At 39.2% G+C, this 11,592-nt stretch carries 13 protein-coding genes; 3 read left to right on the top strand and 10 right to left on the bottom strand.

Annotated features, from left to right (window positions below; translation table 11 throughout):
• Positions 1–49: 49 nt before the first annotated feature.
• The 5 genes from AC1D7X_RS19370 to AC1D7X_RS19350 all read right to left on the bottom strand — a co-directional run bounded on the left by AC1D7X_RS19370 (position 50) and on the right by AC1D7X_RS19350 (position 3,740).
• The gene (locus AC1D7X_RS19370; RefSeq protein WP_495457436.1) at positions 50–649 is read right to left on the bottom strand and encodes a nucleoside/nucleotide kinase family protein; all 600 of its coding nucleotides are present in this window, start codon (positions 647–649) and stop codon (positions 50–52) included.
• A 70-nt stretch (positions 650–719) separates the two neighbouring features.
• Complete coding sequence (locus tag AC1D7X_RS19365) at positions 720–1,901, bottom strand: SGNH/GDSL hydrolase family protein (RefSeq protein ID WP_495475965.1); 1,182 nt, start codon at positions 1,899–1,901, stop codon at positions 720–722.
• A 168-nt stretch (positions 1,902–2,069) separates the two neighbouring features.
• Entirely contained in the window at positions 2,070–2,783 is a 714-nt protein-coding gene (locus AC1D7X_RS19360; RefSeq protein WP_495475964.1) for a class I SAM-dependent methyltransferase, read from the bottom strand.
• A 30-nt stretch (positions 2,784–2,813) separates the two neighbouring features.
• A complete protein-coding gene (locus tag AC1D7X_RS19355) occupies positions 2,814–2,900 on the bottom strand; it encodes a hypothetical protein (protein ID WP_495475974.1) in 87 nt (28 codons plus the stop codon).
• Positions 2,901–3,200: 300 nt separating this feature from the next.
• Positions 3,201–3,740, bottom strand: coding sequence for a nitroreductase family protein (locus AC1D7X_RS19350; RefSeq protein ID WP_495457440.1), 540 nt, complete (start codon positions 3,738–3,740; stop codon positions 3,201–3,203).
• Positions 3,741–3,964: 224 nt separating this feature from the next.
• On the opposite strand from AC1D7X_RS19350, the gene AC1D7X_RS19345 reads away from it, so the two are divergent.
• Positions 3,965–5,176 carry a stalk domain-containing protein gene (locus AC1D7X_RS19345; protein WP_495475963.1) on the top strand — a complete coding sequence of 404 codons (1,212 nt, stop codon included), beginning with the start codon at positions 3,965–3,967 and terminating at the stop codon, positions 5,174–5,176.
• A gap of 156 nt (positions 5,177–5,332) precedes the next feature.
• Here AC1D7X_RS19345 and AC1D7X_RS19340 read toward each other — a convergent pair whose 3' ends face one another.
• From AC1D7X_RS19340 to AC1D7X_RS19320, 5 genes are all read right to left on the bottom strand, one after another.
• A complete protein-coding gene (locus AC1D7X_RS19340) occupies positions 5,333–6,241 on the bottom strand; it encodes an aldo/keto reductase (protein ID WP_495475962.1) in 909 nt (302 codons plus the stop codon).
• Positions 6,242–6,284: 43 nt separating this feature from the next.
• Positions 6,285–7,529, bottom strand: coding sequence for a DUF445 domain-containing protein (locus AC1D7X_RS19335; protein ID WP_495457443.1), 1,245 nt, complete (start codon positions 7,527–7,529; stop codon positions 6,285–6,287).
• Positions 7,530–7,683: 154 nt separating this feature from the next.
• Positions 7,684–7,944 carry a metal-sensitive transcriptional regulator gene (locus AC1D7X_RS19330; protein WP_495457444.1) on the bottom strand — a complete coding sequence of 87 codons (261 nt, stop codon included), beginning with the start codon at positions 7,942–7,944 and terminating at the stop codon, positions 7,684–7,686.
• A gap of 21 nt (positions 7,945–7,965) precedes the next feature.
• Positions 7,966–8,343 carry a rhodanese-like domain-containing protein gene (locus tag AC1D7X_RS19325; RefSeq protein WP_495457445.1) on the bottom strand — a complete coding sequence of 126 codons (378 nt, stop codon included), beginning with the start codon at positions 8,341–8,343 and terminating at the stop codon, positions 7,966–7,968.
• 227 nt (positions 8,344–8,570) lie between these two features.
• On the bottom strand, positions 8,571–8,894 hold the full coding sequence (locus AC1D7X_RS19320) for a hypothetical protein (RefSeq protein WP_495457446.1): 324 nt from the start codon (positions 8,892–8,894) through the stop codon (positions 8,571–8,573).
• Positions 8,895–9,064: 170 nt separating this feature from the next.
• On the opposite strand from AC1D7X_RS19320, the gene AC1D7X_RS19315 reads away from it, so the two are divergent.
• Both AC1D7X_RS19315 and AC1D7X_RS19310 read left to right on the top strand, forming a co-directional pair.
• Positions 9,065–10,297 (top strand): aminopeptidase, encoded by a 1,233-nt coding sequence (locus AC1D7X_RS19315; RefSeq protein ID WP_495475961.1) that lies wholly within the window; start codon positions 9,065–9,067, stop codon positions 10,295–10,297.
• Positions 10,298–10,327: 30 nt separating this feature from the next.
• On the top strand, positions 10,328–11,560 hold the full coding sequence (locus AC1D7X_RS19310) for an aminopeptidase (RefSeq protein WP_495457448.1): 1,233 nt from the start codon (positions 10,328–10,330) through the stop codon (positions 11,558–11,560).
• Positions 11,561–11,592 lie beyond the last annotated feature (32 nt).

Raw genomic sequence — 11,592 nt, 5'->3', positions numbered from 1 at the left:
TTCATTTATATTCTCTATTGATTAGAAATAGCTTTTAATGATTGAAGCATTAAAGTTTCGATATTATGTTCTCCATAATACTATTGAAATTGATTTTATCTGAAATATGGATTCTTCCCCAAGGTATACTATTAAAAATAGTTTTATAGCTCTGATCTAATACTCTTAAATTATCCAGACTTTCTAGCTGATGTATTGGAGGAACCAACCTAACGGTTAATCTTTCATAGGCATTTTCAGGACTAATATCTATAAAGAAACTTATATCTGGCTCAGGGAAGAATCTTATCATTTCAATCATGGGTTGAATATTAGCCTTATAGTGAAGTCCTTGAGCTAAAATATCATAAACATAACGGTCAAACACAAGGATCTTACCAGTATTATCACGTAATTTTTTATTTAACGTATCTATCCAATCAATCAATATCCCATAAATATATAAGCTGCCGTTTAGATTGGGTATATATGAGAATTCATCACCAAATTCCTCATGGCAAAAGGTTTTAATGATCTCATTAACTACATAATCTGGTTTACAGTATTCAGCAGCATAGCCTCTTTCATTTAATTCAACAGCTACCTTATGTGCTAGAGATGTCTTACCCGAACCGTCGATTCCCGAAAACGATATAATTATGTTATTCACCCCCTATAGAAGCTACTTCCACTGTATTAATCATTAATCGATTGTATCAGCGTCATTTATTCAAATCTTGTTAATACCACTCAAGGAATACTTCAGAAACATCCTTTCCTGCTGTACCGTTAGGATGGGGATCATATGTCGAACTCATATATTCAGATTTAACTAAATGTTCATTAGGTGCCTCTTGAGACAGCACTTCAGCGATATCAAACACACGATCTACGCCTATAATGGATTCATTACGAATAGATGTGTTGACCTCTCGCCAAGCACGCTCTTGATCACCAGTGAAGTTAAACGGAGGTACGGTACATAATATAATTTCGATTGAAGGATTGTTGTTCTTGAGAGTAGAGACAATCATGGTTAAGTCACCAATAAGCTGTTCAGCTGTACGTTTACCAATATCAAGATCATTGACACCTAATGCGATGACAACCTCATCCGCTTGTTGCGCTTTATACAACCAAGGACCCTGACCAGCTGCATCATTTGCTCTTGCCCATCCTGAACCGAGATTCCATACCCCTACGGACGTACCTAGACCTTCTGCAATTCTTGCAACCCAATATTCATAGCCATCTACCTCAGTTCGCACACCTTGCGTAATTGAATCCCCAAAGAATAGGAGTTTTTTATCTACCTGCTTTTTATAACCTATATAGCTAGGTAAGACTAATTGATTCTCTGACTTTTGAAAAAGAATGGATGATTCCTGATCAGCTACATTTCCAGGAGCATCATATGCTGTGACTAGCATTTGTTCGGTGTTATACGGTATGGTTTTGCCAGATGTAGTTGTAGAAATGGTCCAAGTAAATGATAGATAGTGTCCATCGGGTATAGCTATGTGAACCTCATCACTCCAAAATTTCTCACCTGGTAGAACGGTTTTGGTTAATTTTCCGTCAAAAGTAAGAGCAACCTGAGTGCCTTCAACTACATCGCCATTCAACTGGCTGCCCCCGTCACCAATATAAGCCGCTTCTATTCTCCATTCTCCTCCTAGATCACTAGCAGAAGCAATTAATCCAGTATCCCATGTGGAGTCAACAGCATTGCTGTGCCAGAACTTAAAGCTCTGCTGGCCACATTCTCGAATTCGGATATATGTTCGATACGTGTGAGTAAAGGGTTTCGTTCGGTTCATGATAAAATTAGCTGCTGAAGACACAACTGTGGCAGAGGCATAGTCCTCCTGTAGTAATATCTCACTGCTATGATTCATCTCTTTATTTTCCTCTAGATTCATTATTCTTCACGCTCCGATGACAATCATTTTATGTATTTTGGATACCTGTCCCAAAAGTTCAACAATCCTATTTTACCTGAGAAGGTTGAAAGTTTTACATTCTTTTGTATATGGAATGTTAAAGTCACAAAAAAAACCGACTGGTTATCACCAATCGGTCGCTACTTCTTATATCTTCTGTACGGCAAATGTAATCGATTGACTACGGAACTGCGTTGGTGTATCGTACTTCTCTTCATCAACCGACTGAATGACTGTTTTACGTTCAAGAATATTCCAGCCATCATACACTTTTTCAAGAATGGCATAAGCATTCTCCGTCGGTAAATTGAGTTCGATTAAGGATTCTAGCTTACGTCCCGTATCTTGCTCAACTTCCTCTATCTCTGTGTTCATCGAAATACAATGGATTCCCCCCAATTGCGTACCACGCTTCATTCGCTCTAGAACCTGTATCAAAGCCTCCTCAGAAGACACGTGCTCAAGACAGCCGCAAGCTAGAATATAATCATAATAGTCATTGGACATATCCGCATGTTCAACATCAACTTCTTGTGCTTCAATGATATCAGTAACGCCATATTCTTTCGCATTCTCACGAAGTTTATCGATGGCTCCGTTCAGTAGATCTAGACCGACAACCTTACTATCCGTCTCTTTAAGTCGCACAGCCACGGGAATCGTATTTCGACCAGCACCACACCCTAAATCGAGCACAGGAAGGTTTTGTTTGTGTTCCATCAGACGATCCAATAGCTCCATGACAATAAGATTAGGTTCAGACATCCATGTTCCTGGTTCTAAGATCTCAAATTCACTATATAGTTCATTATGATAGCTGGCTTCAGCCTCACGAGCTTCCTCAAAATCTGCTTGATTCATAGGATCACCTCCGATGTAAATGACATGTTATTACTCAAATCCTGTCTTATATTTACTTGCAGTTGAAGAGGAATTTTTAGATTCTCCGTTTTTCTGTTTCTCTTCTTGCTTTTCCATATTTAAATCTTCCATAGGTATGGATCAACATATTGCTCATCTTCAAACTTATCGAATAGACTCTCAATCTCTTATGAAGTATTACCTCTGAATGAGTTATTCCAAACCTCACACATATATAATAAAAAAACCTATGGAATACAGATGTAGTGAGTCTGCCTCACTACATCTGTATTCCATAGGTTTGTATCTATTGCCCAATACACCTTATACGCCTCCCTTTGAATTGAATCTATATTATATATAAACATAATATAGGCTCTCTACTCAGCAAGGCTGATATTTACAATCCTGATCATCTTAAGCTTGATCAATAACTGTAATTAGATCCGCAGCTGGAATTCTTGGTTGAGCTGCTGGCATTTGACTAGCGTAACCAACATGAACACTACCAACGACTCTTTCGCCAGGTTGAATTCCTAATGCATTTCGGTATGCTGCTTCATGCATGTGACCATAACTTTTCCATACCGTACCTAACCCTTGTTCCCAAGCAAGTAAACTGAAATTTTGAATGATGCAACTCGCCGAGGAATAATCTTCTTCGCGAATACTGATAACAGGGTTCTCTTGTATGACAAAAGCAATGTACATTGGAACGCTCATCATTTTATTGTAGAAATTCTCGTTAAATGAAGCATCACCAGGTTTTCCTTTTATTTCTGCAATACGCTTACGTGCTTCTCCATGAACAATAATGAAGCGCCATGGTTGAGTCATTCTATGGTTAGGAACCCATACAGCAGTATCCAAAAGATCCTTCACAAGATCAAGTGAAACCTCGCGGTCATCAAAAACTTGTATAGATCTTCTTTCTTTAATCAATTGTGATAATTCCATGGAATGATCCTCCTTAAAATTTAAACTACTATGTTATATATTTATGATTTTGTTCATTATAAATGATAATCTTTATCATTTAATTAGTTTAAATTGTGAGTACTCTCTTGTCAACAGTCTCGTTACTAATTAGTTTCTAAGTTTTATTAACCGTTTATTGGAACTATTCAACATCATCGAGCGTCTTAATAGCGATAAAATTGTATGGAGGAGACTATGAAGCTATGAAGAAAATGTATTACTTACCGAAAACTAAAACGCTGTTGCTAGCACTTGCTATTACAGCTGTACTCGGGACATCTCCGGGACAAGTGAATGCAGAGGTTACCGCTCCTATCTCTGCCGCTACTACAATAAATACTCTACCTACGGTTGAGATTATGCCCGCTCTATGGGAATTTGACACAAAGCATACGAATAACAATTTTTTTATCAAAAACGGCACCAATTATCTGTCGTATAAACAAGCTTCAGTTATGTTTCAAGACTTAGTATGGTCCTATAATCAGAAGTCCGGTATATTGAATGTAAGTGGTCCGAACCGCACTTTAAGCTGGAAAATCAACAGCAAGACTGCTATTCTAAATGGCCATCGCCGCCAGATGTCTTCCCCTTTACTTCAAAGAAATGGTGATATCCATTTGCCACTAAGAGACCTATTGAACTGGGCCGGTGGGACTTTGAAATCAAGTAAGAACAACAAGATCACAGTATCTTATACGATACTTAATGCAGTATCTGGTGATGCGAAAGGCGGCTGGTACTGGGTGCGGAAAGATAATGGGATTGTGTATACGGCTATCGGTTCTGAGATGCCACATAACATTGGGCAGTCAGCCGTAAGGGCTAATGATCTTGCTTACTTGTCTGTGACCCAAGCGGATGTTCACTCAGTAGTCTTACAAGTGAATTATATCCACGGTGAGCCTCACTTTGGTGATGATATTTATAAACTGTATATATATAATGGGAAACTTGTTAGAGAGTCGTTGGTTAGATACTACGGAGGAAGTCAGACAGAGAGTATTAGCAAAGAAGAAGATGGTTTAACCCTCATGCTTAATGATACTGACCTCAAGTTGATTCGTTCGAACGGTACCGTAGAAGAGAAATATGATTTAAAGAAGTTAGGAGGTCTAGACGAAGATTATACGGTTGAATATGTATCAGCTAAGGATGGCATTCTACTCATCCGGCCATATGTCACACAAACCCTTCTTCTTATTGATCTAAAGCTTGATGCTCCCATAACTTTATACAAGGAACTTCTATCTAATGAGGATCAAAATTATTTTGAACAATGGGAACAAACGGTTTTTATGCCGTCTAGCGACGGACTCCAATATGTGAAACGCGACGGCAATCTATTTACGTTCAAACATACCAATCCGACAACTCTTGTATCTGAGGAATTAACATATCGTTTAAATCATTAATATAAGTTCTTTTACTAGAATATAAGCGGAATATTGAACGCTTATACTAGCTGTTCATAAATTCTGTATTCCTCGAAACACGATTCGTCTAACCAAACAAAACCAGACTGCCGACATGGCAATCTGGTTTTGTTTGGTCTATTATACTTTCTCAACCTAGCGATGTTCTTTATACAGAGAGCCTTTACTAAACTCACGAATGGTTGCTATTTCATTTTCGGTTAGTGGTGCTACATCTCCAGCTGCTATATTGTGGCGGATCTGTTCTAGTGAACTTGCACCTGGTATGGTAACCGCGACAGCTGGGTCTGACAACACATATCTTATCGCAGTTTGAGCCATGCTTCTATCATCATGAACGAAAGATTCTAACTTCTCTCTAACTTTTTGTAATTCTTCTGAGTTGTAGTCTAGATAACCCTTAGCTACCTTCTGATCACCACGATCAGAGAGTATACCCTTGGCTACAGGACCTCTAACAATCATGCTAATATCATTCTCAGTTAGTGAGGGAAGTATCTCTTCTTCAGGACGGCGGTCTAGAATACTATATTGGCTCATCACACTTACAATGTTAGCACGAGAGATGTACTCTCTAATCACATTGGGTCTAATAGATGAAATTCCATAATATCGAATAACACCCTCTTGCTTTAATTGTTCAAAAGCTTCAATCGTTTCATCGATTGGATCTTCTAATGTCCCACCATGAAGTTGATATAGATCAATATAATCTGTTTGAAGTCGTCTTAAACTTTCTTTTACAGCCGATAAAATATGTTTCTTGGAAGGATCCCACATCCAACCATCCTGGCCAGGAACACGACGATTCCCAACTTTCGTTGATAAAATAACTTGATCACGGCGTCCTTGAATCGCCTTACCTACGATTTCTTCATTCAGACCATCATCGTAAAGATCCGATGTATCCAGAAAGTTAACGCCCCGCTCCAAAGCTTCATGAACCAATGAGATGGCTAAAGTCTCTTCCGTCCCTAAAGACATACAACCAAGTCCAATTTCACTTACCCATAAGTCAGATGATCCTAATTTTGATGTCTTCATTGATCGTTTCCCCATTTCATTGATTTAATAGGTCATTCCTAAATTAGACAAGCATATGAAGCACTGTAAGGAGTAGTCCAATGATAAATCCACATAGAGCACCATTTACACGGATCCATTGTAAGTCATTACCCACTTTTTCCTCTAACATCTGCACAAGAGTCTGATCATCCATCTGATCCAAATTATCCTTAACCAATAGACCTAATCTATAATAATTCGTCTCCACAATATCCACAATGAGACTTAATATATTTTGCTCCCATTTCTGCACCAATTGTTCTTGTTTACCTAAGGTTGTCGTAACCCAGCGGAATCCTTTTAAAATAAGATGACCGCCATTATCGTATTCATTATCTAATGTACGAAGGAATTGAACACGTAGCTCTTCCAATTGATTCATAATGAACACTTGTGTACTTGAGCTTGTGAGTTTCGTATCTAACCATGATTTCAGTTGGATCGTTACGTTAGGATTCAGAGCAGCTGTCGTTAGTTGCATTCGTATTTCTTGAAGGATACGCCCCCTATATTCACTATCCGGCTTCTCAAGATCATCCATAGAAGAAATCAATAAATTAGTAAGTAATGAACCTAGCTTCTCTTCACTCATAAATCCTAGAAAAGCCTGAACAGCGAACCCCTTCATTCCACCAAGCTGAATCTCTTGCAGTTTACTATGAACCAAATTGCCAAGTAACACTTCAGTCTCGGGTTTAGATGCCCACCGTTTACCATATCCCAAGGCGTAATCAAATACCTTCTCGTCCGTTCGACTTTCTACAATAGAGACAGCTGTCTGAGCTATCATAGGCTCTAGTTCTTTGTTTCTTACATACCCTGCAAGCATGCTCTGGAGTGAAGTGGCAACTTTATCGAGAGGTAAAGTCACAACAACTGATTTGACGGACGTAATCATCGTTTTTCTGATCTCACGCTTACGAATCAATTTGAACACACCTGTAGCAAGCGCCTTAAATATTTTAGTTTGACTCAATTTGCGCTTTATACTCTCTTTATTTAAGAGTTCCGTTTCCATAGCAGATATCAATGAATTCACAATTTTATCTCGGTTGCTTATGAGCAACGACGTGTGAGGAATCGGAATGCCCATCGGATGACGAAATAATGCCGTGACCGCAAACCAATCGGCGAATCCACCAACAAGCCCGGCTTCAAATCCACCCTGAAGCAGTCGCACCGCGATATTTTGTGGCATGAATAAAGTAATTATGAAGCCAATTCCCATCACGATCAAGGAAGAGCTCGCTATGTATTTTGTTCTCATGATTGTACATTCCCCCAATATATTTTGTCTGTCACTAAGTAGAAATAACTATCTAAACATCGAAAAACAGGAAGTCAGATGACTCCTGCTCTTCTCTAGGATAAAACGGATTCAACCATAAAAGTAAAGTTAACTCTATTTATTATCAATATAGTTAACGAGTTTTAATAAGAAGCTGTACCGCTGATTGAATGCGTTCACGCGATTCTGCCCCTTGTTCTATATCTTCTAATATACAATGTTCAAGGTTCATAGCCACGATATAAGCAAGTGCTGTATCCGACGCATTACGAACTGCAGATAACTGTGCAACTACTTCCTTACAGTCTTTCCCTTCATCCATCATTTTTAACACACCACGAATCTGCCCTTCTAATCTTTTTAAGCGACGGGTAACGTTCTCATCATAAATCATTGGTTTATCCTCCAGTCAATCCTACATACACATATGATGTTCAGTGTCATAGCAACACCTAATTGGCTTAATACAGATGTATATATGCTGGAATCCTTTCTTCTTTAGGATCCGAGCTGCCCTTTTACTCTTCCTATCTTTCTTACCCATAATAATAACCGCTTGTTCAGGAGCTAAATCCACATTCGCTACATAGGGCAGTCTACCGAGGGAGATATTAACACTTCCTGGTACGTGACCCGCTTCGAAATCTAGTGCATCTCTTATATCAAGCAACTTATATGTTGAGTTACTATCCGTTAATGTGTTACATGAGATTTCATGCAAATCTTCTGTATGCCATATGCTTCGAATAACTACCACGACTACCATGAAAATAACGACACTGACCCACCACATATTTCTATCTCCTATCACAATGAATTAACAACACCGAGGATACCCCCATAGGTATTATAGAATTGGGATATTCAACTGTCAAACACGTATAAAACAGCCTCGCCATCCTCTTTAGCGGTGAAGAACGTTTAGCATTGAAATATAAGCCTATTTATAAGCATTAATGCTTATAAATAGGCTTATATTAAAAACAACCGTGTATATGCACGGTTGTTACGTTGCGTGAGTTATTCTTCATCGATTGGTTCTGAATCAACCTCTTCTGTATCAGCTACTTCTGAACCCGCTGGATACATGGTATCAAGAGCCGCATCTAACAAGTGGTCGAATAATGTTTCATCTTCCATCAGAAGAGTATCTACTCTAATTAATTCTTCTTCACTTCCGGGTTCTTTGGCGAAATTAATGCTATAGTCCCAGTTAGTTCCTCTCTTACTGAGAAACGTAACTTCGAATAAATCTTTATTCTCGTCAAGTCTAAATGTCGTGTGACCGATATAATGATCTTCATCATTTTTCATCATATCTACATCTTCAATATGTACATTCATGAATGGTGATCTCCTTTGAGCTTAAATATATTTATACAGTATACCATACAGATGAATAAACCAGAGAATCGAGATAAACTTTTGTTTCAAACTTTACATGTATTTTCATTATGGTAACCAATTTAGTACAATATAAAATGAAGTCACTAATTATATTTGGAGGAATACATATGACAGATTTTCAACAACAGTTGATCAAATATGCCGATTTGGCTGTGAGAATTGGAGTAAACGTACAAAAAGGTCAAACACTCGTTGTGAATGCGCCTATAACTTCAGCTGAATTCGTAAGATTGATTGTAAAACAAGCTTATGAAGCGGGAGCTAAACTTGTTAAGGTGAACTGGAGCGATGAAGTTGTTACTCGTCTACAGTATGAATTGGCTGCAGATGAAGCTTTTACAATATCACCAAAATGGTATGCAGGTGAAATTATTGAACTTGTAGAGAATGGAGCAGCTGTTCTTAGCGTTCTTGCAGAGAATCCTGACCTTCTAAAAGGAATCCCACAAGAGCGAATTGCGACTGCCCAAAAAACTAGAGGGGAAGCCTTAGCTAAATATCGCCAATACGTTCAATCTGACAAATTCAGCTGGAGTATAGTTGCTGTACCTTCCGTAGAATGGGCTGATTCTGTATTCCCTGACGTCGCACCTGAAGAACGAATTCAGAATTTATGGGATGCCATATTCCACACAGTTCGTGTCGACCAAGAGAATCCTGTGGAAGCATGGCACACCCACTTGGAAGTTCTGGATACTAAATCATCCATTCTTAATTCCAAGAAATATAAAAAACTTCATTACATAGCTCCTGGTACGGATCTCACCATTGAACTACCTAAAGGTCATATCTGGGCTGCAGGTGAAAGCATTAATGAGCAGGGTCATCGTTTCGTGGCCAACATGCCAACTGAAGAAGTCTTCACAGCTCCTCTAAAAACAGGTGTTAATGGTACGGTAAGTAGTACGAAGCCATTAAGTTATGGCGGTAATATTATTGATAACTTCTCGGTCACTTTTGAGAATGGACGAATTATTAGCGTAAGTGCTGAACAAGGCCAGGAGACACTTGAACATTTAGTTGCTATGGATGAAGGATCTCATTATTTAGGCGAAGTTGCACTTGTGCCACATCAGTCCCCGATCTCTGAATCGAACATTCTTTACTACAATACCTTGTTTGATGAGAATGCATCGAACCATTTAGCTATTGGTAGCGCATATGCTTTCTGTCTTGAAGGTGGCAAAAATATGACCCAAGAACAACTGTCCGAACGTGGTTTGAATACGAGCGTAACACATGTCGATTTCATGATCGGATCTGCACTGATGGATATTAACGGAATTACAGAAGATGGTCAGGAAGAACCAGTCTTCCGCAATGGGAACTGGGCACTTTAAAAATAGAATACACACTGGAGGATTTACATCATGCTAAGTTTTGAACAAAAATTAGATAATTATGCTACTTTAGCGGTAAAGATTGGTGTCAATGTCCAACCAGGACAGACACTTGTCGTTAGCGCTATGATTGACTCAGCTGAGCTGGTACAGCTAATTGTTCGAAAAGCGTATGAAGCGGGTGCTAAGCTTGTTAAAGTAAATTACACGGATGAGGCCGTATCACGGATGCGTTACGATCTAGCATCTGACGAATGTTTCCTTGAACCTCCAACATGGTTCGCTGGGGAAATGATAGAACTTGCTGAGAATAATGCCGCATTCCTTACGGTTATTTCCTCAAATCCTGATCTCTTTAAAGGTGTAAATCCTGAGCGAATCGCTAATCATCAACGTACTTACGGTCAAGCGATGGCTAAATACCGTCAATATCAACAAGCTGATAAGGTGAGTTGGAATGGTCTAGCTGCTCCCTCTCCAGAGTGGGCTGCTAAAGTGTTCCCTGATGCGGTGCCTGAGGCCCAAGTGAATATGCTATGGGATGCTATTTTCGCTGCCGTTCGTGCGGATCAACCTGACCCGATTCAGGCGTGGCATGATCATATTCAGACGCTACAACTCAAGTCAGATGAACTCAACAATCATAAATTACAGAGTCTTCACTTTACTGCCCCAGGTACAGATCTTACGGTTGAATTGCCTGTTGGACATATTTGGGCACAGGCTGGTAGCGTGAATGAACAAGGAACTTCATTCGTAGCTAATATCCCTACGGAAGAAGTATTCACAGCTCCACTAAAGAATGGTGTAAACGGTAAAGTAAGTAGCACGAAACCACTAAGTTATGGTGGAAATATTATTGATCGTTTCTCTCTTACCTTCGAGAACGGTCGCATCATCGATTTCAGTGCTGAAGAAGGTTATGAGACTCTTGAGCGCTTAGTGAACATGGATGAAGGTTCACATTATTTAGGAGAAGTCGCTTTGGTTCCCTTCCACTCTCCTATTTCACAAAGTAATATTCTATATTACACAACCTTGTTCGACGAGAATGCGTCATGTCACCTTGCAATAGGAAGTTCTTACGCATTTAACATCGAAGGTGGAAAAACGATGAGTTCGGAAGATCTCGCTGCCAAAGGGATGAATCAGAGTATTACTCACGTTGACTTTATGATGGGTTCACCAGAGATGAACATCACGGGTCTAACTCATGATGGAGCTAAAGTACAAATCTTCACCAATGGAGACTGGGCAAACTAATAAACGGTTCAATCTAAATAGATAAGCTCTTT

Source organism: Paenibacillus sp. Y568, assembly GCF_059445545.1.
The sequence above is the reverse complement of the archived record's forward strand: the minus strand, read 5'-3'. Positions and strand labels throughout refer to the sequence as shown.

What these genes read in the sequence shown, in the direction of transcription:
- AC1D7X_RS19365 (WP_495475965.1), bottom strand. Translation starts at nt 1,901, where the DNA reads ATGAATCTAGAGGAAAATAAAGAGATGAATCATAGCAGTGAGATATTA.
- AC1D7X_RS19360 (WP_495475964.1), bottom strand. Translation starts at nt 2,783, where the DNA reads ATGAATCAAGCAGATTTTGAGGAAGCTCGTGAGGCTGAAGCCAGCTAT.
- AC1D7X_RS19355 (WP_495475974.1), bottom strand. Translation starts at nt 2,900, where the DNA reads ATGGAAAAGCAAGAAGAGAAACAGAAAAACGGAGAATCTAAAAATTCC.
- AC1D7X_RS19350 (WP_495457440.1), bottom strand. Translation starts at nt 3,740, where the DNA reads ATGGAATTATCACAATTGATTAAAGAAAGAAGATCTATACAAGTTTTT.
- AC1D7X_RS19345 (WP_495475963.1), top strand. Translation starts at nt 3,965, where the DNA reads ATGAAGAAAATGTATTACTTACCGAAAACTAAAACGCTGTTGCTAGCA.
- AC1D7X_RS19340 (WP_495475962.1), bottom strand. Translation starts at nt 6,241, where the DNA reads ATGAAGACATCAAAATTAGGATCATCTGACTTATGGGTAAGTGAAATT.
- AC1D7X_RS19335 (WP_495457443.1), bottom strand. Translation starts at nt 7,529, where the DNA reads ATGAGAACAAAATACATAGCGAGCTCTTCCTTGATCGTGATGGGAATT.
- AC1D7X_RS19330 (WP_495457444.1), bottom strand. Translation starts at nt 7,944, where the DNA reads ATGATTTATGATGAGAACGTTACCCGTCGCTTAAAAAGATTAGAAGGG.
- AC1D7X_RS19325 (WP_495457445.1), bottom strand. Translation starts at nt 8,343, where the DNA reads ATGTGGTGGGTCAGTGTCGTTATTTTCATGGTAGTCGTGGTAGTTATT.
- AC1D7X_RS19320 (WP_495457446.1), bottom strand. Translation starts at nt 8,894, where the DNA reads ATGAATGTACATATTGAAGATGTAGATATGATGAAAAATGATGAAGAT.
- AC1D7X_RS19315 (WP_495475961.1), top strand. Translation starts at nt 9,065, where the DNA reads ATGACAGATTTTCAACAACAGTTGATCAAATATGCCGATTTGGCTGTG.
- AC1D7X_RS19310 (WP_495457448.1), top strand. Translation starts at nt 10,328, where the DNA reads ATGCTAAGTTTTGAACAAAAATTAGATAATTATGCTACTTTAGCGGTA.